Annotated in this window: 26 protein-coding genes; 17 read left to right on the top strand and 9 right to left on the bottom strand. The window is 68.7% G+C overall.

Translation table 11 applies throughout. The annotated features are described in order from the left end of the window. Positions 1-65 precede the first annotated feature (65 nt). Genes D3H34_RS04375 through D3H34_RS34625 form a run of 3 tightly spaced genes read right to left on the bottom strand, consistent with a single transcriptional unit; the run spans position 66 to position 1,691 of the window. Entirely contained in the window at positions 66-860 is a 795-nt protein-coding gene (locus D3H34_RS04375) for a helix-turn-helix transcriptional regulator (RefSeq protein ID WP_119552216.1), read from the bottom strand. A gap of 43 nt (positions 861-903) precedes the next feature. Then, a complete protein-coding gene (locus tag D3H34_RS34620; protein ID WP_286185424.1) occupies positions 904-1,254 on the bottom strand; it encodes an acetoacetate decarboxylase family protein in 351 nt (116 codons plus the stop codon). After that, the gene (locus tag D3H34_RS34625; RefSeq protein WP_286185425.1) at positions 1,215-1,691 is read right to left on the bottom strand and encodes an acetoacetate decarboxylase family protein; all 477 of its coding nucleotides are present in this window, start codon (positions 1,689-1,691) and stop codon (positions 1,215-1,217) included. The genes D3H34_RS34620 and D3H34_RS34625 overlap by 40 nt, the downstream gene beginning before the upstream one ends. Positions 1,692-1,939: 248 nt before the next feature. Between D3H34_RS34625 and D3H34_RS04385 the strand changes: the two genes are divergently transcribed. Both D3H34_RS04385 and D3H34_RS04390 read left to right on the top strand, forming a co-directional pair. After that, positions 1,940-2,323 (top strand): response regulator, encoded by a 384-nt coding sequence (locus tag D3H34_RS04385; RefSeq protein WP_119552217.1) that lies wholly within the window; start codon positions 1,940-1,942, stop codon positions 2,321-2,323. Between the two features lie 183 nt (positions 2,324-2,506). Further along, a complete protein-coding gene (locus tag D3H34_RS04390; protein WP_119552218.1) occupies positions 2,507-3,184 on the top strand; it encodes an NAD(P)H-dependent oxidoreductase in 678 nt (225 codons plus the stop codon). Between the two features lie 102 nt (positions 3,185-3,286). On the opposite strand, the gene gabT is transcribed toward D3H34_RS04390, so the two are convergent. The 3 genes from gabT to D3H34_RS04405 are packed head-to-tail and all read right to left on the bottom strand — an operon-like array spanning position 3,287 to position 6,806. Beyond that, positions 3,287-4,576: a 4-aminobutyrate--2-oxoglutarate transaminase gene (gene gabT, locus D3H34_RS04395; protein ID WP_119552219.1), complete on the bottom strand. Its 1,290-nt coding sequence runs from the start codon at positions 4,574-4,576 to the stop codon at positions 3,287-3,289. Positions 4,577-4,614: 38 nt separating this feature from the next. Further along, positions 4,615-5,853, bottom strand: coding sequence for a serine hydrolase domain-containing protein (locus tag D3H34_RS04400; protein ID WP_119552220.1), 1,239 nt, complete (start codon positions 5,851-5,853; stop codon positions 4,615-4,617). Between the two features lie 14 nt (positions 5,854-5,867). Beyond that, positions 5,868-6,806 carry a GntR family transcriptional regulator gene (locus D3H34_RS04405; protein ID WP_119552221.1) on the bottom strand — a complete coding sequence of 313 codons (939 nt, stop codon included), beginning with the start codon at positions 6,804-6,806 and terminating at the stop codon, positions 5,868-5,870. Between the two features lie 165 nt (positions 6,807-6,971). On the opposite strand from D3H34_RS04405, the gene aptA reads away from it, so the two are divergent. The 9 genes from aptA to D3H34_RS04450 are packed head-to-tail and all read left to right on the top strand — an operon-like array spanning position 6,972 to position 17,944. Further along, on the top strand, positions 6,972-8,330 hold the full coding sequence (gene aptA, locus D3H34_RS04410) for an omega-aminotransferase AptA (RefSeq protein WP_286185426.1): 1,359 nt from the start codon (positions 6,972-6,974) through the stop codon (positions 8,328-8,330). Between the two features lie 56 nt (positions 8,331-8,386). Then, on the top strand, positions 8,387-9,484 hold the full coding sequence (locus D3H34_RS04415) for a C45 family autoproteolytic acyltransferase/hydrolase (RefSeq protein ID WP_119552222.1): 1,098 nt from the start codon (positions 8,387-8,389) through the stop codon (positions 9,482-9,484). A gap of 34 nt (positions 9,485-9,518) precedes the next feature. Next, entirely contained in the window at positions 9,519-11,120 is a 1,602-nt protein-coding gene (locus tag D3H34_RS04420; RefSeq protein ID WP_119552223.1) for an ABC transporter substrate-binding protein, read from the top strand. Between the two features lie 15 nt (positions 11,121-11,135). Beyond that, entirely contained in the window at positions 11,136-12,080 is a 945-nt protein-coding gene (locus tag D3H34_RS04425; RefSeq protein ID WP_119552224.1) for an ABC transporter permease, read from the top strand. Then, positions 12,077-12,892: an ABC transporter permease gene (locus D3H34_RS04430; protein WP_119552225.1), complete on the top strand. Its 816-nt coding sequence runs from the start codon at positions 12,077-12,079 to the stop codon at positions 12,890-12,892. The genes D3H34_RS04425 and D3H34_RS04430 overlap by 4 nt, the downstream gene beginning before the upstream one ends. Continuing rightward, positions 12,889-14,550, top strand: a complete 1,662-nt coding sequence (locus D3H34_RS04435; protein ID WP_119552226.1) for an ABC transporter ATP-binding protein — start codon at positions 12,889-12,891, stop codon at positions 14,548-14,550. Before D3H34_RS04430 ends, D3H34_RS04435 begins: the two co-directional genes overlap by 4 nt. After that, a complete protein-coding gene (locus D3H34_RS04440) occupies positions 14,547-15,536 on the top strand; it encodes an alpha/beta hydrolase fold domain-containing protein (protein ID WP_205736666.1) in 990 nt (329 codons plus the stop codon). The genes D3H34_RS04435 and D3H34_RS04440 overlap by 4 nt, the downstream gene beginning before the upstream one ends. Positions 15,537-15,545: 9 nt before the next feature. Further along, positions 15,546-16,184 carry an FMN-binding negative transcriptional regulator gene (locus tag D3H34_RS04445; protein WP_119552227.1) on the top strand — a complete coding sequence of 213 codons (639 nt, stop codon included), beginning with the start codon at positions 15,546-15,548 and terminating at the stop codon, positions 16,182-16,184. A 23-nt stretch (positions 16,185-16,207) separates the two neighbouring features. Continuing rightward, positions 16,208-17,944: a hypothetical protein gene (locus D3H34_RS04450; protein ID WP_286185427.1), complete on the top strand. Its 1,737-nt coding sequence runs from the start codon at positions 16,208-16,210 to the stop codon at positions 17,942-17,944. Positions 17,945-17,957: 13 nt separating this feature from the next. On the opposite strand, the gene ilvB is transcribed toward D3H34_RS04450, so the two are convergent. Next, entirely contained in the window at positions 17,958-19,745 is a 1,788-nt protein-coding gene (gene ilvB, locus D3H34_RS04455) for a biosynthetic-type acetolactate synthase large subunit (protein WP_119552228.1), read from the bottom strand. 65 nt (positions 19,746-19,810) lie between these two features. Between ilvB and D3H34_RS04460 the strand changes: the two genes are divergently transcribed. The 6 genes from D3H34_RS04460 to D3H34_RS04485 all read left to right on the top strand — a co-directional run bounded on the left by D3H34_RS04460 (position 19,811) and on the right by D3H34_RS04485 (position 22,716). Next, a complete protein-coding gene (locus D3H34_RS04460) occupies positions 19,811-20,305 on the top strand; it encodes an Lrp/AsnC family transcriptional regulator (RefSeq protein ID WP_205736667.1) in 495 nt (164 codons plus the stop codon). A gap of 2 nt (positions 20,306-20,307) precedes the next feature. Beyond that, entirely contained in the window at positions 20,308-20,883 is a 576-nt protein-coding gene (locus D3H34_RS04465) for a P-loop nucleotide/nucleoside kinase family protein (RefSeq protein WP_350308472.1), read from the top strand. Positions 20,884-20,887: 4 nt separating this feature from the next. Then, complete coding sequence (locus D3H34_RS04470) at positions 20,888-21,196, top strand: hypothetical protein (RefSeq protein ID WP_119552229.1); 309 nt, start codon at positions 20,888-20,890, stop codon at positions 21,194-21,196. 52 nt (positions 21,197-21,248) lie between these two features. Further along, on the top strand, positions 21,249-21,752 hold the full coding sequence (locus D3H34_RS04475) for a GNAT family N-acetyltransferase (protein ID WP_286185432.1): 504 nt from the start codon (positions 21,249-21,251) through the stop codon (positions 21,750-21,752). A 71-nt stretch (positions 21,753-21,823) separates the two neighbouring features. Continuing rightward, positions 21,824-22,072 (top strand): DUF1272 domain-containing protein, encoded by a 249-nt coding sequence (locus D3H34_RS04480; protein ID WP_119552231.1) that lies wholly within the window; start codon positions 21,824-21,826, stop codon positions 22,070-22,072. Between the two features lie 83 nt (positions 22,073-22,155). Continuing rightward, complete coding sequence (locus tag D3H34_RS04485) at positions 22,156-22,716, top strand: dihydrofolate reductase family protein (protein WP_119552232.1); 561 nt, start codon at positions 22,156-22,158, stop codon at positions 22,714-22,716. 110 nt (positions 22,717-22,826) lie between these two features. Here the strand turns inward: D3H34_RS04485 and D3H34_RS04490 are convergent, their stop codons facing one another. Beyond that, positions 22,827-24,260 carry a PAN domain-containing protein gene (locus D3H34_RS04490; RefSeq protein WP_167481117.1) on the bottom strand — a complete coding sequence of 478 codons (1,434 nt, stop codon included), beginning with the start codon at positions 24,258-24,260 and terminating at the stop codon, positions 22,827-22,829. A 363-nt stretch (positions 24,261-24,623) separates the two neighbouring features. Beyond that, positions 24,624-24,859: aldehyde dehydrogenase family protein (locus tag D3H34_RS04495; RefSeq protein WP_119552234.1), on the bottom strand; the 236-nt coding region annotated here is incomplete at its 5' end.

Genomic DNA, 24,859 nt, shown 5'->3' on the forward strand with positions numbered 1-24,859 from the left:
ACGCGGCAAGTCGTCTTGATTCCTGGCACTGATGAGGTGGGCATCGCGTCGCACGCATTGCCGCCCTAGCGCGCCCGGTAGTTCCCCGGCGTCACGCCGAAGCAGCGGCGAAACCAGCGCGAGAAATGCGCCTGGTCGGCAAAGCCGCATTGCGCTGCGACCTCGGCCGGCGCGCAGCCGTCCCGCAGCAGCACCTTGGCACGGCCGATGCGCGCCAGCCGCGCGTACTGGGCCGGCGCCATGCCGACCGCCGCGCGGAACAGGCGATGGAAATGCTCGCGCGACACGCCCAGTCGATCGGCCAGCGACGCCGGTTCGATTCGGCAGGCGTCTTCGGTCGCGAGCAGGTCGCACACGGCCTCGACGCGCGCATCGCCCGCCATGCGTGCGACCGCCACGAGCGGGCCGGTCGTCTGCGTATGCAAGATGCCGTCGAGCAGCGCGCCGACCCGCGCACCGTCGGCCGCCGACGCCGCCTGCGCGAGCGCATCGACAGTCGCCTCGTCACGCCACACGCTGTGCCGCAGCGCCCCGCGCCGATCCGCCGGCCAGCCCCTGCGCGCCGCCACCCAGGCGTGCGGCACGTACAGCATCACCATGCGAAAGCCCTGCGCGCTCACGCCGGCCGTGTGCAGCGCGAACAGCGGCATCAGCACCAGCTCGCCCGCCTGCGCCGAACGGGGCGCGCCCGCGCAGACGAACTCGCAGCGGCCTTCGAGGATCGCGCCCACGCTCCACTCCGCGTGCCAGTGCAACGCGAAGTGCGCCTTGGGGTCGCCCGCGAACATCACCTCGACCGGCGTGCCGTCGTCCAGCGGCAGGCCGATCACATGCGAGGTCGTCGGAACAGGAAGCGTCATGGCCCGCCGAGGGTAGCGTAGCGGCCCACCGGCGGCGGCCGCCTCACACCGCAATCGCGCCGCGCACCGTGAGCCCCATCCAGCCCGCGCTGGCCTGCGTCGCCTGCACCGGGCCCAGCAACGCAAGCTCCTCGACCGGGTGCTCGTGGAAACGCAGCGTGGCCTCGGCTTGCACCCACCCTGTCTCGACACGGTCCGTGATGTCCGCGCGCAGGTGGCGCGGCACCGCCACGCTGCCCGCCTGCGTCAGGTCGGGCCAGCCGATAGCGCCGATGGTCGGCGCGGCCAGGAAACCGAGTGGGCCGCTCGGTGCACCCGACAGCGCGACCGTGGCATCCACCAGTCGCCGCTCCTTCACGCTGAGGCTCGCACCGAGCCGGCTGCCTGCAGCCATCGGCGCGGCGCCGGATGGGTCAGCGGCAGGCTGCGCGTCAGCCAGGTCTGGCCGATCTTCTTGGGCCAGCCTTGCAGCCAGCCGCGCAGCATCGAGATGTCCTGGTCGACATAGATCAGCGGGCAGTAGAAGCAGCGGCGCGAGGTGTCGCCGCGCGCCGGCTCGATCTCGAGCACGACGATGGTCTCGCGGTACTGCGCGTACACCGGGTCGAGCATCTCGCGGCCGTCTTCGCCGCAGGATTGCCAGTCGGCGAAATGCACGCAGCCCGTGCCGGTCGCTGTGCCTACGTCCGGCGGCACCAGCGCCGCACCACGCGCGGCATCGAAACTGAAACCCACGTTGACCAGCCACCCGGCGTAGTGCCACGGCGGCGCCTGCACGAGCGCGCTGCGGCCCGAAGCGGTGAATGGCGGAGCGAAGGAAGAAGGCGGCATCGGAAACCTGTGGCAACGGAGTGAGAGAAGCCCCGCACGATAGGCACGCACCGCATCTGCGTCTTGTACGCCAGTGATGCAATGCACAAATTCACAAACCAGCGCTTCGCGTGCGCGAGCGACGCCATGTGGCGGCGTTGTCCGACTCCGCCCCACGCCTGCCTCATGACAATGAACCAGCCCGGCCCACCCGCGTCACAAGCGCAGACAAGCCGTCGCATTGCATTTCATTTCCAGGCACCGCACCGATGACCCGCATCTACCTCATAGAAGACAACCCCCTGATCGCCACCACCCTGACCGATGGACTGCGGGAATTCTCCGGATGCGAAGTCGTTGCCACCGCCAGCACCTGCGATGAAGCCATCGACTGGCTCGACGCGAATCCCGACGCCTGGGACGCCGCCGTGATCGACGTGTTCCTCGCGCAAGGCAACGGCCTGACCGTGGCCAACCACCTGAAGGAACGCAAGTCGCCTGTGCAACGCACCGTGGTGTTCATGAACCACGCGACCTCCGAAGTGCGCGAAGGCGCGCTGTCGGCGGGTGTCGATGCGGTGTTCGACAAGTCGCTGCAGCTCGAAGACTTCTACGACTTCTGCCGCACGCTCGGCATCGCGCCGCGCCGCTGAACGGGCCAGATGATCCAGAAGGTGACGGCGAAGGTGGCCTGAGCGGGCACTGGCCAGGCCACGATTGTTTCCACTGCGGAAACTGAGTAGCACTTCGGCGCGCCCAGCGCCCCGTTCAAAGGCCGGGAAAATCCGGAGCAGGCCCGATGTGCGCGCCCAACCTTCCATCAGACGCAACGATCCATGTCCAATTCTTCTACCCAACCCGCCATCGACGAACCCAACGCAACCAAGCTGCTCGACACCCTGCAGTGGCGCTATGCGACCAAGAAAATGGACCCAACGCGCAAGGTCCCGAAGGAAAAGCTGGAGCGCATCCTCGAGGCCGCCCGCCTGGCGCCGACGTCCAGCGGCCTTCAGCCGTTCGAGATCTTCGTGGTGACCGACGCAGCGGTTCGTGAACGCATCAAGCCCATCGCGTGGAATCAGGGCCAGATCGTCGATAGCTCGCACCTGCTCGTCTTCGCTGCCTGGGACGACTACACGCCCGAGCGCATCAACCACATGTTCGACCTGACCAACACCGTGCGCGGCATGAAGAACGAAGGCTGGGAGAACTACCGCGCCATGCTGCTCGGCAGCTATCCGCAGCGCGGCAGCGAAGTCAACTTCGCGCATGCGGCCCGCCAGGCCTACATCGGGCTGGCCGCGGCACTGATTGCAGCGGCGCACGAAGAAGTGGACAGCACGCCCATGGAAGGCTTCGACCCCGCGGCGCTCGACGACATCCTGGGCCTGCGCGCACGCGGCCTGCGCAGCGTCGCCATCCTGCCCCTGGGCTACCGCGTGGCGGAGGAAGACTGGCTGGTCAACCTCACCAAGGTGCGCCGGCCGCGTGACCAGTTCGTGACGGAAGTCTGAGGCGACTGAGGCGACGTCGCGCGATCAGCCCGCATGACCCGCAAGAGGGCCATGCAGGCGGCGCGGTTCAACCGTGGGCACCGATCGTGTCCTGCAGGCCATCTAGACGTTGGCCGCACGCACGGAATCGGCCAGCAGCCCCAACCCCTCTTCGAACACCGCCTCGGGAATCGTGAGCGGGAACAGGAATCGCACGACGTTGCCATGCACGCCGCAGGTCAGCAGCAGCAGGCCGCGTTCAAGGCCGGCCGCGTGCACGCGCTTCGTGAACTCGGCATCGGGCTCGCCGCTGTGCGGATCGCGAAACTCCACTGCCACCATCGCGCCCAGGCCGCGCACATCGCAGATGCGCGGCACCTCGGTGCGCAACGCTGACAGGCACGCCGTCAGCTGCTCGCCGAGCATGCGGGCGCGCGCGACCAGCCCTTCGTCCTCGATCACGCGCATCGTCTCCAGCGCCGCAGCCACCGCGAGCGGATTGCCCGCGTAGGTGCCGCCGAGGCTGCCGACGCGCGTGGCGTCCATGTGTTCAGCGCGGCCCGTGAGCGCCGACAACGGAAAGCCGCCGGCCAGGCTCTTGGCGGTGGTGACCAGGTCGGCCTCGATGCCGTAGTGCTCGAGCGCGAACAGCTTGCCGGTGCGACCGAAGCCGGTCTGGATCTCGTCGACGACCAACAGGATGCCGTGGCGGTCGCATTCCGCGCGCAGGTGCTCCATGAGTTCGGGCGGCGCCACGTAGAAACCGCCCTCGCCCTGCACCAGCTCGATGACGATCGCCGCCACGCGCTGCGGGTCGACGTCGGTCTTGAACAGACGGTCCAACGCCGCGATGCTGTCGTCCACCGTCACGCCCAGCGGCGCGGCCGGAAACGGCACATGCCACACATCGCCCGGCATCGGGCCGAAGCCCGCCTTGTACGGCGCGACCTTGCCGGTGAGCGCCATGCCCATGAAGGTGCGGCCGTGGAAGGCGCCCGAGAACGCCACCACGCCGCTGCGGCCGGTGGCGGCGCGCGCCACCTTCATCGCGTTCTCGACGGCCTCGGCGCCGGTCGTGAAGAGCGCGCTCTTCTTGGCGCTGGGCCCGGGGACGAGACGGTTCAGCTGCTCGCACAGCGCCACGTATTCCTCGTATGGCGTGACGTGGAAGCAGGTGTGGTGAAAGTCGTCGAGCTGCGCGCGCACGGCCGCGACGATGCGCGGGTGGCGGTGGCCGGTGGCGAGCGTGGCGATGCCGCTCGCGAAGTCGACGAAGCGCCGGCCCTCCACGTCCCACAGCTCGGCGTTCTCGGCACGGGCGGTGAAGTGCGGCGTGAGCGTGCCGATGCCTTGTGCGCAGGCGGCGTTCTTGCGGGCCTGCAAGCTCGCGTTGGTCGTGACTTGGGTGAGCATGAAGAAGAAATGAGAGAAAGAAGAAGGAAGAAAGGAAATCAGCCGCGCATCAGGTGCTCGGCCAGCGCGCGAAAGGCGGGCATCGAGGTCGGCAGGTGCGCGTTGGCGGCCATCGGGTGCGAGGCAAAACGCGCCACCACCATCTCGGCCTCGGGGTCGATGTGCAGCGCCTGGCCGTGGATGCCCTGCGCGGTGAAGGTGCGGCGCGCGTCGTGCGCCACCCACCACATGTTGCGATAGCTCCATCCGGCCAGCCGCGTGTAGCCCGCGAGCGCGAAGCGCGCCGGGTCGGCGCCGCGGCGGATGTCGGCCACCACAGCTTCCGGCACGATCTGCGCACCGTTGAAGGCGCCGCCCAGCCGCATCATCTCGCCCAGCCGCGCGAGATCGCGCAGGCCGGTGCACAGGCCGCCACCTGCGAACTCGGCGCCCTGCCCGTCCACGGCAAAGGCGGCATCCTGCTCGGCGCCCAGGCGCGACCAGATGCGCTCGCCCAGCACCCGCGCGAGCGGCTGGCCCGTCACGCGGCTGATGAGCCAGCCCAGCACGTCGGTGTTGACGGTGCGGTAGGCAAAGGCCTCGCCGTGCGTGCCCTGCCCCTGCACAGTCTGCAGAAACTGGCGATAGCCCTCGGGGCCCGCATAGCCCGCGGGGCGCGGCAGCAGCTCGCCAGCGCGCGCGTGCTTCCACACGCCGGCATCGGGGTCGGTGTAGTCCTCCGAGTAGTCGATGCCGGTCGTCATGTCCATCACCTGGCGCACGGTGGCGTGGCCGAAGGCGCTCGTCGCCAGCTCGGGGATGTAATGCCGCACCTGCGCATGCTCGTCGAGCGCGCCCTCGGCCGCGAGCATCGCGCCGACCGTGCCGACGACCGACTTGGTGACCGACATCGCCATGTGCTGCCCGTGTTCGTCGAGCGCGCCAAAATAGCGCTCGTACACGATGCGCCCGCGATGCAGCACCACCGCGCCGTCGGCGCAGATCGTCGCAAGCGCGCTGCGCCAGTCGGTGCGCGAACCGTCAGCGGGCAAGGTGAAGGCCAGCGTGTCGAGCTCGGGCCGTTCGGCGCGCGGCAGCACCGACACCGGGCCGGTGCCGCGCGACACGTTGCGCGTCGGCTGCAGCTCACGCAGGTGCGCGAAGGCCCAGCGGTTTTCGGGAGCCTGGAAGATCGATCGATCGCGCGGGCGCTGCACGGCGGTGCCGGCCGTGGGAAAGCCATCGCTCCAGCCGGCGGCCAGCGCGGCATCGGGTGCCGTCGTTTCGTTGGTAGTCATAAGGATGGAGAGACTCAATCGCCGAGCGCATCCAGATCGCCCATCACGCGGCGCTCCAGGATGTCGCTCGCCCGGCTCAGGTGGGCGTGCATGTGTTTCGCTGCGACTTCGAGCTTGTTCTCCTCGACCGCGTCGAGGATCTGCAGGTGCTCGCGGCACGACTTGCGCAGCAGGTCGATGTTCACGAGCGGGTAGTCCGAGAGGTCGGAGATGCGGCGCAGCCGGTTCTGCTGCTTCACCGCATCGAGGATGAAGCGATTGCCCGAGGCGCTGGCCAGCAGCTCGTGGAACTGCGCGTTGGCTTCGAAGAACTCCATCCACGAATGGCGCGAGGCGTGCGCCAGCAAGGTCTGCTGCTGTTCGCGGCAGGCCAGCAGCCGCTCGTGCTCGATGCGAAAACCGGGCTCGCGCAGCGCCGCGCACTCCACCACCAGGCGAAAGCGGTAGCTCTCGCGTTCGCTCTCGACCGAGTCGAGGGTTTCGGTGAACTCCCAGCGCTGGTAGTGACGACCGCGCAGCACGCCGTCCTGCAGCAGCGTGGTCATCACGTTGCGCAACAGCGGGCGCGGCACGCCGTAGGTCTGGGCCAGCTCGAGTTCGTTGACGCGCGTCGGCAGCTTGCCCGCGAGGCGGTCGCGCAGCAGGCGGTAGTAGAGCGTCTTCTCCTCGTCTTCCGGCATCTCGCGCCGGGCACGGTCGAGCGCCTCGCGGTCGGCCACCAGCGTGTAGCCACGGTTGGGCACGTGCGCCAGCAATTCACGCTCGTGCAGCAGGCGCAGCGCGGCGCGCACCGGCGTGCGCGAAATGCCGAGCCGGCCGGCCAGGTCGGTCTCGGTCATGTGGCGGCCGTTCTCGTAGCCGCCGGCCAGGGCCTGGTCGAGGATGTAGCGGCTCACGCGCTGGGTGAGCGGCGGGATCGACTTGTCCATCTGCATCTGCTGCTGCGGGGCCATCCATGGGTCTCCGGAAACACGGGCTGGGTGCCGATCATCGCGGGTCTTTTGTATTTTTGGCCCCAAAAAACCATGTACATCTCACGCCAAAAATACAATTTGGATTTCAAGATCGGCCCCACGCCGACCCGGACGACGGGTCGTTTCCCCAAGGAGAAAAACACCGTGGCTTCCGCCGATACCCTGACATCGCAACCGGCATCGCTCGACGCGTTCTGGATGCCCTTCACGCCCAACCGCAAGTTCAAGCAATCGCCGCGCCTCATCGTCGCCGGCGAGGGCCTGCACTACGACCTGGCCGATGGCCGCCGCGTGCTCGACGCCATCGCCGGCCTGTGGTGCGTGAACGCCGGGCATCGCAACCCGCGGGTCAGCGCGGCCATGAAGGCGCAGATCGACGTGCTCGACTACGCCTCCAACTTCCAGATCGGCCACCCCGCCGCCTTCAAGCTGGCCCAGCGCCTGGCGCAGATGGCGCCGGCCGGCATGGACCACGTGTTCTTCACCAACTCGGGCTCGGAGTCGGTCGACACCGCGCTGAAGATCGCGGTGGCCTACCACCGGGCGCGCGGCGACGCGGGCCGCTACCGCCTCATCGGGCGCGAGCGCTCGTACCACGGCGTCGGCTTCGGCGGCATCTCGGTGGGCGGCATCGGGCGCCAGCGCAGCACCTTCGGGCCGCTGCTCAACGGCGTGGACCACCTGCCGCACACGCTGGACCTGGCGCGCAACGCCTTCTCGCGCGGCGAGCCGCCGCACGGCATCGACAAGGCCGATGCGCTCGAAGCGCTGGTCTCACTGCACGACGCCTCCACCATCGCCGCCGTGATCGTCGAGCCCGTGGCCGGCTCCACCGGCGTGCTGCCGCCGCCGCGCGGCTACCTGAAGCGCCTGCGCGAGATCTGCGACAAGCACGGCATCCTGCTGATCTTCGACGAGGTCATCACCGGCTTCGGGCGCGTGGGCCGCAACTTCGCGTCCGACCTGTTCGGCGTGACGCCCGACCTCATCACCACCGCCAAGGGCCTGACCAACGGCGCCGTGCCGATGGGCGCGGTGCTCATGCGCGGCGCGGTGCACGACGCCTTCATGCAGGGCAACGTGAGCGCCGTCGAGCTGTCGCACGGCTACACCTACTCGGGCCATCCGCTGGCCTGCGCCGCCGCCATGGCCACGCTCGACGCCTACACCGAAGACGGCCTCATCGCCCGCGCCGCCGAACTCTCGCCCTACTTCGAGGACGGCCTGCACAGCCTGCGCGGCCTGCCGGGCGTGATCGACGTGCGCAACGTCGGCCTGCTGGCCGGCATCGAGCTGCAGGGCTGGGCCTCGGGCCCCGGCACGCATGCGCAGGCGGTGGCGCAACATTGCCTGGACGAGAGCGGCGTGCTGGTGCGCTCGGTCGGCGACACCATCGCGCTGTCGCCGCCGTTCACGCTGGAGCGCCGGCACATCGACCAGATCATCGACAGCCTGCGCGCCGCCATCGCGCAGACCGCACAAGCCACCGACACGGCAGCCTGACCGCCTCGCGCTGCAAGCACAGACACACAAGACAAGCCCCGGAGACAAGACAGACCATGGACATCGAATCGTTCCCCCTCTACGACATCGAAGGCGACGCGCAGCAGCGCGGGCGCCAGTACGGCCGCGCGGCCGGCGACCGCATCGACCTGAGCCTGCGCACCTACCGCGCCGCCTTCGAGCGCGTGGGCCTGAGCTGGGAGCGCACGCGCGCGCTGGCGCGCCGCTTCATGCCGATGGTCGAGGCCTTCGACGCCGGCATGCTGCGCGAGATCGAGGGCGTGGGCGAAGGCGCGGGCGTGCCGGCCGAGGACATCGTGGCGCTCAACGCGCGCAGCGAAATGCTCTACGCCTTCCAGCAGCTCGAAGCCACCGAGCCGCCCGACGGCTGCACCGGCGTGGTCGTCATGCCCTCGGCCGCGCGCGACGGCAAGCTCATCCATGCGCAGAACTGGGACTGGCGCGTGGAAAGCCTCGAACTCGGCGTGGTGCTGCGCATCCAGCCGGACGAAGGCCCCGCCATGCTGACCTTCGCCGAGGCCGGCACGCTGGCGCGCGCGGGGCTCAACAGCACGGGCATCGCCGTCACGGGCAACTTCATCAAGGCCGACAACGACGGCAAGCAGCAAGGCGTGCCGCTGGCGCTGATCCGACGCGGCATCCTGCAGTCGACGCTGTACGCCAACGCGCTGGGCGTGGTGTGCCGCAGCGCGCGCTCGATCTCCAACAACATGATCGTCACGCACGCCGAGGGCGAGGCCGTGAGCCTGGAAACCTGCCCCGAGCAGGTGTTCTGGCAGCAGCCCGAGGGCGGCATCCTGGTGCACGCCAACCACTTCAAGACCCCGGCCGCGCTGGCGCGCGTGGTCGACCGCAGCCTGGAGACCACGCCCGACTCGCTCTACCGCGACCGCCGCGTGACCGAGGCGCTGCACAACAAGCGGGCAGCCGGCCTGCTCACCGAGCAGGACGTGCTCGACGCGCTGCAGGACCGCTTCGGCGCGCCGCGCGCCGTGTGCCGCAGCCCGAGCGCGGGCCCCGGCGGCGCCTCGTCGGCCACCGTGGCAACCATCGTCATGGACCCCGCGGCACGAAAGATGCGCATTGCGCCGGCGCCCTTCAAGGCGCACCGCTTCACCGAGTATTCCCTCTGATCCGCCCCGCCCAGCTTTCGCCAGGAGTGCTGCCATGAACCTGCCCAAGTCCCCGTCTCCCCCTCCCGCTGCGCGCGCCGCCGCACTGGCCTTCGGCCTCGGCCTGGTTGCCAGCGCGGCCTTCGCCCAAACCCCGGCCGGTGCCGGCCAGACGATGCGGATCCAGATCAACTCCGACATCCGCTCCACCGACCCCGGCGGCAACCGCGACGACAACACCGACAACGTGCTCACCCACGTGGTCGAGGGCCTGGTCGCGCTGCGCGAGGACACCTCGATCGGCCCGATGCTCGCGAGCAAGATCGACACCTCGGCCGACGGCCTGACCTACACCTTCACCCTGCGCGACGGCGTGAAGTTCCAGAACGGCGCGGTGCTCACGGCCGACGACGTGGTGTGGAGCTGGCAGCGCTACCTCAAGCCCACCAGCGGCTGGCGCTGCCTGCCCGAGTTCGACGGCAAGGGCATGACCAAGGTGCTCGCGGTGGAAGCGCCCACGCCGAAGACCGTGGTCTTCAAGCTGGAACGCCCGAGCGCGCTGTTCCTCACCATGATGGCGCGCCCCGACTGCGGCAGCGCCGCCATCGTGCACCGCAGCTCGCTCGGCGCCGACGGCCAGTGGAAGGAGCCCGTGGGCACCGGCCCCTACAAGATCAAGGAGTGGAAGCGCGGCCAGTACATCGAGCTCACGCGCTTCGACGGCTACAGCTCGCGCAGCGAACCGCGCGACGGCCTCACGGGCGGCAAGAAGGCCGAGATCGAGAACCTGCGCTTCGTCGTCATCCCCGACTCGGCCGCGGCCAAGGCGGCGCTGTACAGCGGCGGCATCGACGCCTTCATCAGCCCCAGCCCCGCCGACGTGGTCGAGATGCGCGGGCGCAGCGACGTACGTGTCGACACCACGCCGGTGATGACCATGGTGGCGCTGCTGCTGCAGACCACCGACCCGCTGCTGAAGGACGTACGCATCCGCCGCGCGCTGGCACTGGCGCTCGACACGCCCGAGATCGCCAAGTCGGTCACCGAGGGCCTGTCGGCCGTCAACAACTCGGTCGTGCCCTCGTCCAGCCCGTTCTACAGCGCCGTGCAGGCCGGCGGCTACAAGCGCGACATCGCCGGCGCGAAGAAGCTGCTGGCCGAAGCCGGCTACCGCGGCCAGCCGATCAAGCTCGTGGCCAACAAGCGCTACGAGGCGCTGTACTCGGCCGCCGTGCTGGTGCAGGCCATGGCGTCCGAGGCGGGCATCAACGTCGAGCTCGAAGTGCTCGACTGGGCCACGCAGCTGGATCGCTACACCAAGGGCCAGTACCAGAGCATGGCTTTCGTGTACTCGGCGCGCATCGACCCCTCGCTCAACTACGAGATGGTCACTGGCGACAAGGCCGCGCAGCCGCGCAAGGTGTGGGACAACGCCGCCGCGCAGACACGGCTCACCGAGAGCATGGTCTCGCGCGACAAGGCGCGCCGCCAGGTGCTGTTCGACGAGCTGCACAAGCAGATGCTGCAAGACGTGCCGATGGTCGTGCTGTTCAACGCCAGCGACGCCACCGCCATGCGCAAGAGCGTGACGGGCTTCAAGGGCTGGGCGCCGGCCAAGCCCCGGTTCTGGAACGTCCGGCTCGACGCGCGCGGCTGACGGGGCACCGCCGCCATGCTTGCCTACCTCCTGCGCCGGATCGCCATGACGATCCCGACGCTGCTGCTGGTGTCGATTGCCGTCTTCACGCTCATGCGGCTGATTCCGGGCGACCCGGTGCAGCTCATGCTCGGCGAAGGCGCCGACCCCGCGCAGCTCGAACTCGCACGCCAGCAGATGGGGCTGGACCAGCCCCTGGTCACCCAGTACCTCGTGTGGCTGCGCCACGCGCTCGCCGGCGACCTGGGCGTGTCGACCACCAACGGACTGGCGGTGCTGCCGCTGATCTGGGAGCGCTTTCACGTGAGCGCCGTGATCGTGCTCACCGCCGTGGCGCTGGCCTCGCTGATCGCCGTGCCCGCCGGCCTCGTCGCCGCCTGGCGCAAGGACCGGCCGACCGACCTGGCCATCATCGGCGCGGCCACGCTGATGCTGTCGGTGCCCAGCTTCTGGCTCGGCCTGCTGCTCCTGATGTTCTTCGGCCAGTACCTGCACTGGCTGCCGGTGGTGGGCTATGTGCCGATGTCGGAAGACTTCTCGCAGGGCCTGCTGTACGTGATCCTGCCGATCGTCACGCTGGTGCTGGTCGAGACCGGCGTGCTCACGCGCATGTCGCGCGCCAGCACCATCGAGGTGCTGCGGCTGGAGTACGTGACGCACGCGCGCGCCAAGGGCGTGCCCGAGTCGCAGGTGCTGCGCCGCCACGTGCTGCCCAACGCCTTCAACCCCACGCTCACCATGATCGGCCTCATCCTGGGACATCTGCTCAGCGGCATCGCGGTGCTCGAAACGGTGTTCACCCTCCCCGGCCTGGGGCGCCTGATGATCGATGCGATCTTCGCGCGCGACTACCCGGTGCTGCAGGGCTGCCTGCTGTTCACGGCCTGCATCTACGTGGTCATCAACCTGATCGTGGACATGTGCTATCCCCTCTTCGATCCCCGGGTGTCGGTGCAGTGAAAAAGATCAAGACCCATACCCTCGTGGGCGGCGTGCTCATCGGCGTGCTGCTGGTGCTGGCACTGGTGGCTGCGCTGTGGACGCCCTACAACCCGCTGGGCATCGACCTGCGCGGCAAGCTGCAGCCGCCCTCGGCCGCGCACTGGCTGGGCACCGACGAGTTCGGCCGCGACGTGGCCAGCCGCGCCATGCGCGCCGCGTCCACCAGTTGCCTCATCGCATTGCTCACCGTGGCGCTGGCCACCGCCATCGGCCTCGTGGTGGGCGTGCTCGCCGGCTTCGTGCGCGGCTGGACCGACCGCGTGCTCATGGCCTTCAACGACACGCTGCTGGCCTTTCCCGGCCTGCTGCTGGCGCTGGGCGTGATGGTGATCGTGGGCGCCAACCAGTGGGGCATCGTGCTGGCGCTGAGCATGGCCTACGCGCCCTCGGTGGTGCGCGTGGTGCGCGGCACCGTGCTGTCGCTGCGCGAGCGCGAATACGTCGAGGCCTCGCGCATGATCGGCAACGGCGAGATCTACACCATGTGGCGCCACATCCTGCCCAACTGCGTGGCGCCCGTCGCCGTGCTGGCCACCAGCATGTTCGGCTGGGTGCTGCTGTCGGAAAGCGCCCTGAGCTTCCTCGGCCTGGGCGTGCCGCCGCCCGCCCCCACCTGGGGCAACATGCTCTCGAGCGCGCGCCCCTACATGGCCTCGGCCGTGTGGCTGTGCCTGGTGCCGGGGCTGTGCATCGCGCTCACGCTGCTGGGCATCAACCTCTTGGGCGAATCGCTGCGCGACCGGCTCGATCCGCGCACGGAGAAGTCATGACCCATTCCTCTACTTCCGCGCCGCCCGTGCTTTCCGTTCGGCACTTGAAGATCGACCTGCACGGCGGCGCCCAGACGCTGGTGCACGACCTCTCGTTCGACGTGCGCCCCGGCGAGTTCCTGGCCGTGGTCGGCGAATCGGGCAGCGGCAAGACCATGGCCGCGCGCGCCATCCTGCAGCTGCTGCCGCCCGGCATCGCGCAAAGCGGCGGGCAGATCGTGTTCGACGGCGAAGACCTGAGCACCCGCGACGTGAAGGCCATGCGCCCCATCCGCGGGCCCGGCATCGGCATGGTGTTCCAGGAACCGATGGTCTCGCTGAACCCGGTGCACCGCATCGGCGAGCAGATGGCTGAAGGCCTGCGCATGCACACGACGCTGTCGGCAACGGAGATCCGCGCGCGCTGCCTCGACATGCTGCGCCGCGTGCAGATCGCCGACCCCGAGCGCTGCATGCACGCCTACCCGCACGAGTTTTCGGGCGGCATGCGCCAGCGCATCATGCTGGCCAGCGTGATGCTGCTCAAGCCGCGCCTGCTCATCGCCGACGAGCCGACCACCGCGCTCGACACCCTGAGCCAGCGCGAAGTGCTCGACCTCATGGTCGGCCTCGCGAAGGACCAGGGCACGGCCGTGCTGCTCATCACGCACAACCTCGGGCTGGTCGGGCGCTATGCGCAGCGCGCCATCGTGCTCGAGAAAGGCAAGCTCGTGGAGACCGGCGACGTGCCCGCGATCCTCGTCGACCCGAAGCAGCCCTACACCCGCAAGCTGGTCGACGCCCTGCCCCGCCGCCAGGCCGCGAAGCCCGCCCCGGCCGCGCCGCAGCAGCCGCTGGTGCAGGTGCGTGGCCTGTGCGTGAGCTACCCCGGCGCGCGCGCGGGCTTCTTCAAGCGCCATGCGCCGGTGCCAGTCATCGACCGGCTCGACCTGGACATCCACCCCGGCGAGATGGTCGCGCTGGTGGGCGGCAGCGGCTCGGGCAAGACCACGCTGGGCCGCGCCATCCTGCGGCTTGCGCCGTCGCACGCCGGGCAGATTTTGTTTCGCGGCGACGATATTCGCAGCGCCGACCGCGCCGCGCTGCACCGCTTCCGGCTCGCCTGCCAGCTGGTGTTTCAAGACCCGTTCTCGTCGCTCGACCCGCGCATGCGCGTGCAGGAGATCGTGGCCGAGCCGCTGCGCCACCTGCCCGCGCTCGATGCCGCCGCGCGCCTGAAGCGCGTGCACGAAACGCTCGACGAAGTGGGCCTGGACGGCCTGGGCGCGCGCTACCCGCACGAACTCTCGGGCGGCCAGCGCCAGCGCGTGGCCATTGCGCGCGCGCTGGTGCGCCGGCCGGCGTTCGTGGTGGCGGACGAGCCCGTGTCGGCGCTCGACATGACCATCCAGGCGCAGGTGCTGCGGCTCTTCCAGAGCCTGCAGGCGCACCACGGCTTTGCGTGCCTGTTCATCAGCCACGACCTCGCGGCCGTCGAGCAGATCGCCGACCGCGTCGTCGTGATGGAGCGCGGCCGCATCGTCGAGCAAGGGCCGCGCGACGCCGTGTTCGACCAGCCGAGCCATGCCTACACGCAGGCGCTGCTCGCGGCCACGCCACGGCCGTTGGCTTCGCTGGCCGAACCTGTCTACAGCTCCTCAGAGAAAGTGTTTGCGTGACCGCCTCCTCCTTGCCCGCCACCTGGCTGAACCCCACCGCCCCGCCGCCGCTCGATCCGCAGATCGTCGAGTTCATGCGCCTCATGGCGGCCGAGGGTGGTCGCTACCCGAAGCGCCACACCATCCCGATCGCCGAAGGTCGCGCCAACGCCGAGAAAGTGCGTGCGTCGTGGACCGAAGGCGGCCCGACCATGGCGCGCACGGTCGAACGGCAAGTGCCCACGCGCCACGGCGATGTGCGCATCCGCGTGCACTACCCCCAGACGCGCTCGCTGCAAGGCGCGCTGGTCTACATCCACGGCGGCGGCTTCGTGCTGTTCAGCCTCGACACCCACGACCGTGTGATGCGCGAGTACGCGGGCCGCACGGGCATCGCCGTCATCGGCATCGACTACACGCGGGCGCCCGAGGCGCAGTTTCCGCAGCCGCACGACGAATGCGTCGACGTGATGCGATGGCTCGCGGCGAATGCGGGCTCGCTCGACATCGACCCCGCGCAGCTCTTCATCGGCGGCGATTCAGCGGGCGCCAACCTGTCGGTGGGCGCCTGCCTCGTGCTGCGCGATGCCGGCGAGGCGCTGCCGCTGGGCATGCTGCTGAACTACGGCGCCTACAGCACCGAGCTGTACCGCGAGTCGGTGGTGCGCTACGGCGCGGGCGAGTACGGCCTGTCGCTGCACATGATGGTGTGGTTCTACGGCCTGTACCTGCGCCGGCCCGAGGACTTTCGCGACCCGCGCCTGGCCAGCCTCACGGCCCGGCTCGAGGGCCTGCCGCCTGCGTGCCTGGCGATCACCGAGTGCGATCCGCTGCACGACGACAGCGTGCTCATGGCCGCGCGGTTGCGCGAAGCCGGCGTGGCCGTGACCGACGTGCTCTACCCCGGCACCATCCACGGCTTTCTCGAGGCCGTGTCCATCGCCGACGTGGCGGGCCACGCCTTCGACGACGCCGCCCGCTGGATGCACACGCTGGCCGCGCGCTGAAGCCCCGCCATGTACACGCCCAAGCCGTACATCGAAGACGACCTCGCGACGCTGCACGCCGGCATCCGCGCCTGGAGCTTCGGCACGCTCGTCACCGTGGGACCGCATGGCGCGAGCGCCACGCACCTGCCCTTCCTGCTCGACGCACAGGACGCCGGTCCCGGCCTGCTCACCACGCATCTGTCGAAGAAGAACCCGCAGTACGACGAGCTGCGCGCGGGCGCCGAAGCGCTGGCCATCTTCCAGGGGCCGCATGCCTTCGTCACGCCGAGCTGGTACGTGAAGCAGAGCACCTTCCCGACCTGGAACTACACCGCGATCCACGCGCGCGGCACGCCCCGCGTGATCGAGGAACGCATGGCCATCCACGCCGTGCTGCGCCGCACCGTGGCGCTGTACGACACGCCGCTGGGCGGCAACTGGAACTTCGACGCCATGCCCTTCGACTTCGTGGCGCCGCGCCTGGACATGATCGCGGCGGTCGAGATTCCCGTGCGCACGCTCGAAGGCAAGTTCAAGCTCAACCAGGACCGATCGGAAGACGACCGCAAGGGCGTGATCGCCGCGCTGGAGCGGCTGGGCGACCCGCAGGGCGTGGCCGTGGCCGGGCTCATGCGACAGCAGATGGCGCTCGCGGTGCCGGGCTGAATCGCGGCGGCACAATCATCCGCGTGCCACGCCTACTTCACCTCCTGACCGCCGGCCTCGCGCTCGCATCCGCCCTCGCTGCACCGGCCGCTCAGGCGGCCGACCCGGTACTGCTCGTCACCTCACCCGTCGCCCTGCAGGCTGCCGAGAAATCCGGCGCAGGCTTCGGCCGCTGGTTCGACGTGCCCGTGGCCGCGGCGAGCGGCATTGCCACCAACCAGGCGCTGGCGCGCTCGCCGGCCTGGCAATCGATCGCCGATCCGCTCAAGGGCAGCCTCGTCGCGCTGCAACGGCGCGACCCGCAAGCCGGTGTCGGCATTGCGCGCTACCCTCATCGGATCTTCGATGCGCGCTGGCTCGCCAGCCCCGACGCCTTCTTCGAACTGGTCGGCGTGGCCAACCGGATGGACCGCCGCCCCTTCCAGCCCGGCGCCTGCGGCGAGACACGGCTCGTGTACCGGTTGGCCTACCGCTCGGCCGCGATGCAATCGCGCCTGCCGATGACCGTCGCGGTCGAGCTGCGCGGCGATGCGCCCGATGCCGACGGCAGCTGCGCCGGCGCCGTACGGCGCTGGCAGCCGCCGCAGGCGTCCATGAAGGACGAAGCCCTCGGCCGCTGGCTCGTGTCGGCCGACGGCCCGCTGGCGCCGCAGCGGCTCGCACAGGCCCGCATCGCACAGATCACCACCAACCTGCAGAGCGTGCGCTGGCCCTCTGCCGTGCGGCCCGACCTCGGCGGCCATGCCGAATACCTGCTGCGCGCCTTCCGCTGGAACGCGGGCACGCAGCGCTTCGACGCGGGCCCGCTCGAGAACACGCCCGACATCGCGAAGCTCAAGGCCGACGCGCCGCTGCGCAAGGCGCTGCTGCAATGGCTGCAGCAGCCCGATACGCTGCGCGCGCTCGACAACGCCACGGTGCGCATCCCTGATCGCTTCCTGGCGACCGAGTCCGTGTCCGTCGCGCCGCGCGGCCTCGAACGCCTGGCGAACCGCCCTTTTGAACAACTGTTCTCGCCCGGCGACTGGCGGCCCGTGCCCGGCAGCCGCACGCTGCAGTCACCGCAGGCCGTGCTGCGCAGGCTCGACGACCTGAGCTGCGCGGGCTGCCACCAGAGCCGCGCGGTCGCGGGCTTTCATCTGCTGGGCGTGGACCGGCGCAACGTCTCGCGCACCTTCACGACCGGCAACGCGCTCGCGCTGCCGCACTCACCGCATCTGCAGGATGAGCTGGCGCGGCGCGAACGCTATGTGACCGCCGCGTTGTCGACACCGGTGCCCGACCCGTTCCGCCCATTGGCCTCGCCAGACGACGCGAACGCATCACCCGAAAAAGCCACCGTCGGCGCCAGCTGCGAACCCACGCGCATCACCGCATCGGCCGACCCGTGGCGCGACCGCGCGCAGAAGCTCCCGGCCACCGCCGCCACGACCTGCGAGGGCGCGGCCTCGGTGTGCGAGAAGACTTCGGTCGGCTTCCCCGGCGGCATGTGCTCGGGTCGCTGCGATCCGAAGGACCCGAACGGCACCTGCGGCGGCATCGCCATCCTCAGCGACTTCAACCAGTGCCTGGCGGCCAAGCAACCGTTTGGCGATTGCCTGAGCAAGCACACGCGGCCAGGCAATCTGCGCAGCTGCTCGGCGCAGAAGCCTTGCCGCGAGGACTACATCTGCGCGCAGGCCGAAGGCCAGCCCGAAGGACGCGGGGCGTGCATTCCGCCCTACTTCCTGTTCCAGATGCGGGTGGACGGGCACTCCTGAAAGAGCTGGCTTCTCAGGCCTCCTCGTACCACCGGTCCTTTGCCAGCATCACCCGGTGATGCCCACACCCCGACGGCATCATCGGAAAGCAGTTCTCCTGCGCCGCCACCTGCACGTCGAGGAAGAACGGCCCCTCGCTCGCCAGGCACTCGGCCAGCGCAGCCTCCAGCTCGGCCGGATCGGACACGCGCCGTGCGCCCCAGCCGAAGGCCTTGGCCAGCGCCACGAAGTCGGGCAGCGCCTCGTTCCAGCTGTGGCTCAGGCGGTTGCCGTGGTTCAGCTCCTGCCACTGGCGCACCATGCCCATGTAGCCGTTGTTGCTCAGCACCAGCTTCACGGCCGCACGGTGTTGCACCGCGGTCGACAGCTCCTGGATGTTCATCAGCACCGACGCGTCGCCGCTCACGCACACCGTGAGCGCATCGGGGTGCCCGATCTGCGCGCCGATGGCCGCGGGCAACCCGTAGCCCATGGTGCCGGCACCGCCCGAGGTGAGCCAGTGGCGCGGGCTGTCGAAGCGCAGGTACTGCGCGGCCCACATCTGGTGCTGGCCCACGTCGGTCGAGACGATCGCGTTGCGCCCGCCGATGGCACGCTGCAGCGACGACATCAGCTGCTGCGGCAGGATCTCTTCTGCCGACGGCGTGAAGGCCAGGCAGTCTTCGGCGCGCCAACGCTCGATGCGCGCCCACCACGGCGCCAGCCGCTCGGGCGCAAACGTTTCGGGCAGCAGCCCCAGCAAGGCGTCGACGATGGCGCCGCAGTCGCCCACCATCGGCACGTCGACGTGCACCACCTTGTTGATGCTGCCGGGGTCGATGTCGATGTGGATCTTGCGGGCGTGCGGGCAGAACTCGTCGAGCTTGCCTGTCACGCGGTCGTCGAAGCGCGCGCCCACGCACACCACCAGGTCGGCCTCGTGCATGGCGAGGTTGGCTTCGAGCATGCCGTGCATGCCCAGCATGCCGATGAACTTCGGGTCGGACGCGGGGAACGCGCCCAGCCCCATCAGCGTGAGCGTGCACGGTGCGTGCAGCCGGTGCACCAGCTGCGTGAAGGCCTCGCAGGCCGCCGGCCCCGAGTTGATGAGCCCGCCGCCACCGTAGAGCACGGGCCGGCGTGCGGTCGAGATCAGGTCGGCCGCGCGCTGCAGCATCGCCCGCGGCGGCAGCGGCGCGCGGCCCGTGCGCAAGGCGCGCAGCGGTGCCGGCGCGGCGCCGTGCGTGAGGCGGTTGAGCTGGATGTCCTTCGGCACGTCGAGCAGCACCGGGCCGGGGCGGCCGGAGGTGGCGATCTCGAGCGCGCGCCGCACCAGCGCAGGCACGTCGTCGGCCGCGCGCACCTGCCGGTTCCACTTGGTCACCGAGCGCGACATGCCCAGGGCATCGCTCTCCTGGAAAGCCTGCGTGCCGATCACCGCCGTCGCCACCTGCCCGCTGATGCACAGCACCGGCACCGAGTCGCTCATCGCGTCGAGCAGTCCCGTGATGGTGTTGCTCACGCCCGGCCCCGAGGTGACGAGCACCACGCCGACCCGGCCCGTGCTGCGCGCATAGCCCTCGGCCGCATGCACCGCGGCCTGTTCGTGGCGCACCAGCACATGGCGCAGCCGGGGTTCGCCGTGCAGCGCGTCGTACAGCGGCAGGGCCGCGCCGCCGGGGTAGCCGAAGATCGTGTCGACACCGCATTCGACCAGCGTGTCGAGCAGCGCTTCGGCGCCGTTGCGGACACGGGGTGGGGTCTCGGGCATGGCCGGCGAGAGGGAGGGCGAGGATGTGGGGGGAAGGTCGAGCAGTCGCATGCCGTCAATTCTTCCGCTCTTGAGGCAAAATTTGCTTCTTTCTTTTGGCCGTTTAAGCCCGAAACATGAAAACCAATCGCCAAACATCGACCGACAGCGAAGGATCTTTCGACAAGACCGATCTGGCGATCCTGCGCGTGCTGCTGCTCGACTCCCGCAAGACCCTGCAGGAAATCGGCAACGAGGTCGGCCTCTCGCCCACCAGCTGCTGGACGCGCATCAAGAAACTCGAGGCCTCGGGCGTCATCAAGCGCTACACCGTCGACGTCGACCCGGCCAAGCTCGGCTACCACGACTCCGTGATCGTGCAGGTCACGCTCGAAAGCCACACCGACGAAACCCTGTACGACTTCGGCCGCACCCTCGCCACCATCCCCGAGATCCAGGAGGCCTACCTCGTCTCGGGCGACTACGACTACTACATCCGCATCGCCGTGCGCGACACGCGCGACTACGAGCGGCTGCTGCGCGAAAAGCTCTACAAGATCCCCGGCATCCGCCACAGCAAGTCGCACTTCGTGCTGCGCGTGCTGAAGGAAGCGACGGTGCCGCTGATCTGACGATGGGTACGATCGATGACGAACGGCCCTTCCTTGACGCCATCCCCTCCATGAGAACGACTTCGGAACATCGAACGCTGATTGTCCTGAGCGGCCTGCCAGGCACAGGCAAGACCACTATCGCGCGGGAACTCGCGGCGCACATCCCTTGCGCGTACCTGCGTATCGACGCCATCGAACATGCGCTGAAAACGGCGAGCGGCAGCACTGAAGACGTAGGGCCGGCTGGCTATGTGGTGGCCTACGCGCTGGCCCGGTCCAACCTGGCGCTGGACATGTCTGTGGTCGCCGATTGCGTCAATCCGCTGGCGATCACACGCGAAGCGTGGCAAGCCGTGGCGGCCGAGACGGGGTCGAAGCTGGTGGAAGTGGAAGTCGTGTGCTCCGACACCGCAGAACATCGCCGGCGCGTCGAGGGTCGCGAAGCAGACATCGCGGGCTTTGCGCTGCCAAGTTGGGCGTCCGTGCTTCGGCATGAGTACGAGGCTTGGGGCACGAGCCGCCTGGTGATTGATTCGGCGCTGATGCAACCGAGCGAAGCGGCGGACCTGATCTGCCGGCAACTGCATGCGCCGTAAGTCGATGCGATCCCGTGTCGTCGATGTCGCCCAGGGCCTCATCGTGCTCGGCCCCTGGGCCGCGATGTTTGCCTATCTGGGCCTCGCACCGCTGGCCGCCCACCTGCTCGACGGCACCCAACTTCGCACAGGCCCGAGTCGTGGCTCCTCCTATTGGTGGACTTTCTCGGAGGCCGTGGCCGATCAATACCCGCTCCTCACCTGGCTGCTGGGTCTCCAGAGCCATGTCGTCCTGTGGAGTTGCCTGGCGGGCATGGTGATCGGGCCGATCGTTGCGTGGCGCATGGACCGACGCCTGCGGCAGGATCACTGAATCGTGAAAGCAATCCCGTGACTCTCAAACTGAAAGTGATTCCTTGATCTCTGTGCGACCCGCCAAACCGGATGAGTGGCAAACCTATCGAGACCTGCGCCTGCGCGCGTTGCTTGACTCCCCGGACGCCTTCGGGAGCGCGCATGAAGCAGAGGCTACGAGAAGCGATGCGATGTGGTCTTCTCGAGTTGCCGAGACGACGTCCTCCGCGAAGGATCGCTTGCTCCTTGCGTTCGATCACGACACCGCCTGCGGCCTGATCTGGTGCAGGTTGTCCGACGATGAACCGGCTGCCGCCCACCTGTTCCAGATGTGGGTCGACCCGGCCACGCGAGGCATGGGCGCCGGTCGGGCCTTGCTCCACGAGGCCGTCTCCTGGGCAGAGAGCGTTGGCGCGCGCAGCGTGCACCTGGGCGTCACCGCCGCAGACACGCCGGCGATGCGCCTGTACCTCGCATGCGGCTTCCAGCCCGATGGCGCAGCGCAGCCGCTGCGGGAGCACTCCGCCTTGATGGCCCAGCCGATGAGCCTCACCCTTGGAACGGCGGCCCGCTGACCGGCCCTGATTGGCTCGTCGAGCCACCTTCGTCTAAGCTCGGCGGACAAGACGCTCCCTGAGGTTCCACCATGCTCCAAATGCGCCCCGGCTGTGAATGCTGCAACCGAGACCTGCCACCCGATTCAGCCGATGCCCGCATCTGCTCTTTCGAATGCACATTCTGCAGCGATTGCGCAAGCCAACGCCTTGCAGGCACATGCCCGAACTGCGGCGGAGAGTTGCTCCCGCGCCCATCGCGGCCGGCGGCCAAGCTCGAGAAGTACCCGGCTTCGACCACGCGGGTGTTCAAGCCTGAAGGTTGCGCGGCAGCCTCGTGAAGTGTCGTCGTCAGGCATGACCTGTTGACGACCAGTTCGGCAAGCGGCAGTCCAGCGGACCGCCCCACTCAGAGGAGACTCGCATGGGACTTCTGACCTTCAGCCTCAACGTCACCCTGGACGGCTGCGTCGACCACCAGGAGGGAATCGCCGACGACGAGACGCACGCCTTCTTCACCCGCCTCATGGACGAGGCTGGAGCGATGCTGTGGGGCCGCGTCACCTACGAGATGATGGAAAGCTACTGGCCAGCGGTCGCCCGCGGCGATGTGGAGGCGCCGCCGGCCGTGCGCGAATGGGCGGTCAAGCTGGAGAACAAGCCCAAGTACGTCGTTTCGTCGACGCGAACGGACTTCCCGTGGAGCCACAGCCATCACATCGCCGGCGACTTGCGCTCGGGCCTGCAAAAGCTCAAGGACGCGACCCCGGCCGGCGTGCTCCTCGGCAGCGGCAAGCTCGCGACCGAGCTGGACCGGCTGGATCTGATCGACGAATACCAGTTCCTCGTTCACCCCAGGATCGCCGGTCATGGCCCGACGCTGTACCAGAGCGGGCTGCCCCACACGCGACGGCTTGAACTGGTCTCGGCGATGCCGCTGCGCAACGGTGCGGTCGCCACGCACTACCGACGCGCGCGCGACTAGCAATGGGTTGCAGCGCACGGGCTGCTGAGCCGGAACGTTGAACGACTGCGCCCCGGGGTGACCGGCCAGAACCGGTCGTTCGCCGCACATACCGATGCGCGCGTCTTCAGTCAGTTTCCGCAAGCCGAATGCTTCTGTCCTTCGGTGCCATTGGGCAACCCCAGAAAGTCCAGGATGTGCGGCGTCGCGCCATCCACCTGCAGCTTCGCGGTCGCACTCAGGTTGCCCTGACAGTAGCTGGCCTTCAGTGGGTTGAGATAGTTGTTGTTCAGGATGAGCAAGGTGCTCCGCTCCGCCGCCGTCTGCCCGCCATGACCACTGCCCGTGCCACCGTGGTCCGAGGTCACGACGATCAGCCACTCCTCGTTCGCATAGTTCGGCCGCGCCGTGAGTGCAGCGAGCACCTGCGCGATCTGCTGGTCTTCGCCGGCGATCTTGCCCTGGTAGTTCGCATTGAACGGGTCGTAGCTCGGTGCGTGGACGTCCACGTTGTGCAGGTAGTAGAAGATCGCTGTCGGCGGGTTCTTCCAGCCCAACCATCCATTGACCGCGTCGGTGGCCTGCTGCGAGTTCTTGGCCGCATTGGCGACCACGAAGTCGGCCTTTGCGGGACGCAGGTTGTGGGTGATGTTGAACCAGTCACCCACGACCGCTGTCGTCGCCGTGGGCCAGGCCTGCTTGATGAGGTCGAACACATGGGTCTTGAGCAGCTTCTGGTTCGGGTCGTTCGAGGTGACGCCGTGCTTGTCGGCCCAGAAGCCGGTAAATACCGACGACCAGCCGGGACCACTCACCGTCGCCTGTTTGGTGCCGCCCGCCAGCAGATTGCCGTGGAAGGCGCCGCCTGCGATCAATGCCGACATCGCCGGCGTCTGAACACAACCCTGACACTGGATCGCATCGCCTCGCAGACCGTCGATGCCGATCAGCAGCACGTGCCTGTTGCCCGGTACCGGGTTGGGAATCCCCTCGCCGGCGATCAATGAATAGTGGTCGTAGGGGTTGCCGGGATAGTCGCTCTTCAGCCCACCCACGTCGCTGGCACGTTTGTCACTCAGGTCACAACGCTGCGGGGTCTTGTGATAGTCGAAGGATTTGCACCAGCCGGAGCGACTCGCATCGGTGCAGGCGCTGGCGCAATCGCCGGGCGTGACGGCCTGCAGGCTCTCGGTGTTGTGCCCACTGATCGCCGCGTCGGGCGTGCGCAGGAAGGGCTTCAGCGGGTCGGGCTTGAGGCTGTAGTGGTCGTAGGGATTGCCGGGATAGTCGGTCTTCAGTCCGCCCACGTCGGCTGCGCGCTTGTCGCTGAGGTCGCAGCTCTGGTTGACCTTGTGGAAGTCGAAGGACACGCACCACGTGGCGCGCGGCGCGCCGAGGCAGGCCGAGGCACACATTTCAGGCGTGGTCTGAGTCAGATTCTCGACGTTGTAGCCCGCGATCGCGGCATTCGGCGATCGCTCGAACGCATCGAGTGAGGCGGCACTCGCAAGGCCTGCGAGCGCGACTGACAAACACGCCAGCCCGGCGCGAATGAATGCTTTCATGTGGTGTCTCCTCATGGCGTGGTGGAGGATGGATGGGTGCGCGTCGGAGAGCGCCGCTCGAGTCACTCGCGCAAAGGCGGTCTCTGGTACCTATGGATCCATTTCGCGGCGACGTCGAAGGCCAGGTCCCGATACAAAAGTCTCTTTGCAAGACAAGGCTCGAGGTCATTCTTTGGATTCGGTGCCGTCCTTTCACCGTCGCTCAGGTCCGGAACCGGGACAGTGGCGGCAGGCGCCGCCGCCGCTGCTGGTTCGGTGGTCGATGGAGTCATTGCGAGCCGTCCACGATCGGTTCCTTGGCACGCAGGCGCCCCACCACCGCCGCCTCGGCGACCAGTGGATGGGCGGGGAACGACACGGAATTCACCACGGCAGCGAATAGGTCTTGGTGTTGGTGAAGCTCTTCATCGCCTCGAGCACGCCTTCCTTGTAGCCCAGGCCCGAGTCCTTGATGCCGCCGAAGGGCGTGAGCTCGAGCCGATAGCCCGGCACCTCGCGCACGTTCACGCTGCCCACGTTCAGCTCGCGGATGAAGCGCGTGATGTAGTCCAGCCGGTTGGTGCAGATCGACGACGACAGGCCGTACGCCGTGCCGTTGG

Source organism: Acidovorax cavernicola (assembly GCF_003581445.1).

Bases quoted from the DNA above. Each gene is read 5' to 3' on its own strand.
- D3H34_RS04470 (WP_119552229.1), top strand. From the start codon at position 20,888: ATGCGATCCCGTGTCGTCGATGTCGCCCAGGGCCTCATCGTGCTCGGC.
- D3H34_RS04400 (WP_119552220.1), bottom strand. From the start codon at position 5,853: ATGACTACCAACGAAACGACGGCACCCGATGCCGCGCTGGCCGCCGGC.
- D3H34_RS04425 (WP_119552224.1), top strand. From the start codon at position 11,136: ATGCTTGCCTACCTCCTGCGCCGGATCGCCATGACGATCCCGACGCTG.
- D3H34_RS04420 (WP_119552223.1), top strand. From the start codon at position 9,519: ATGAACCTGCCCAAGTCCCCGTCTCCCCCTCCCGCTGCGCGCGCCGCC.
- D3H34_RS34625 (WP_286185425.1), bottom strand. From the start codon at position 1,691: ATGCCGCCTTCTTCCTTCGCTCCGCCATTCACCGCTTCGGGCCGCAGC.
- D3H34_RS04480 (WP_119552231.1), top strand. From the start codon at position 21,824: ATGCTCCAAATGCGCCCCGGCTGTGAATGCTGCAACCGAGACCTGCCA.
- D3H34_RS04460 (WP_205736667.1), top strand. From the start codon at position 19,811: ATGAAAACCAATCGCCAAACATCGACCGACAGCGAAGGATCTTTCGAC.
- D3H34_RS04485 (WP_119552232.1), top strand. From the start codon at position 22,156: ATGGGACTTCTGACCTTCAGCCTCAACGTCACCCTGGACGGCTGCGTC.
- D3H34_RS04490 (WP_167481117.1), bottom strand. From the start codon at position 24,260: ATGAAAGCATTCATTCGCGCCGGGCTGGCGTGTTTGTCAGTCGCGCTC.
- D3H34_RS04435 (WP_119552226.1), top strand. From the start codon at position 12,889: ATGACCCATTCCTCTACTTCCGCGCCGCCCGTGCTTTCCGTTCGGCAC.
- ilvB (WP_119552228.1), bottom strand. From the start codon at position 19,745: ATGCGACTGCTCGACCTTCCCCCCACATCCTCGCCCTCCCTCTCGCCG.
- D3H34_RS04415 (WP_119552222.1), top strand. From the start codon at position 8,387: ATGGACATCGAATCGTTCCCCCTCTACGACATCGAAGGCGACGCGCAG.
- D3H34_RS04405 (WP_119552221.1), bottom strand. From the start codon at position 6,806: ATGGCCCCGCAGCAGCAGATGCAGATGGACAAGTCGATCCCGCCGCTC.
- D3H34_RS04445 (WP_119552227.1), top strand. From the start codon at position 15,546: ATGTACACGCCCAAGCCGTACATCGAAGACGACCTCGCGACGCTGCAC.
- gabT (WP_119552219.1), bottom strand. From the start codon at position 4,576: ATGCTCACCCAAGTCACGACCAACGCGAGCTTGCAGGCCCGCAAGAAC.
- D3H34_RS04390 (WP_119552218.1), top strand. From the start codon at position 2,507: ATGTCCAATTCTTCTACCCAACCCGCCATCGACGAACCCAACGCAACC.
- D3H34_RS34620 (WP_286185424.1), bottom strand. From the start codon at position 1,254: ATGGCTGCAGGCAGCCGGCTCGGTGCGAGCCTCAGCGTGAAGGAGCGG.
- D3H34_RS04375 (WP_119552216.1), bottom strand. From the start codon at position 860: ATGACGCTTCCTGTTCCGACGACCTCGCATGTGATCGGCCTGCCGCTG.
- D3H34_RS04385 (WP_119552217.1), top strand. From the start codon at position 1,940: ATGACCCGCATCTACCTCATAGAAGACAACCCCCTGATCGCCACCACC.
- D3H34_RS04465 (WP_350308472.1), top strand. From the start codon at position 20,308: ATGGGTACGATCGATGACGAACGGCCCTTCCTTGACGCCATCCCCTCC.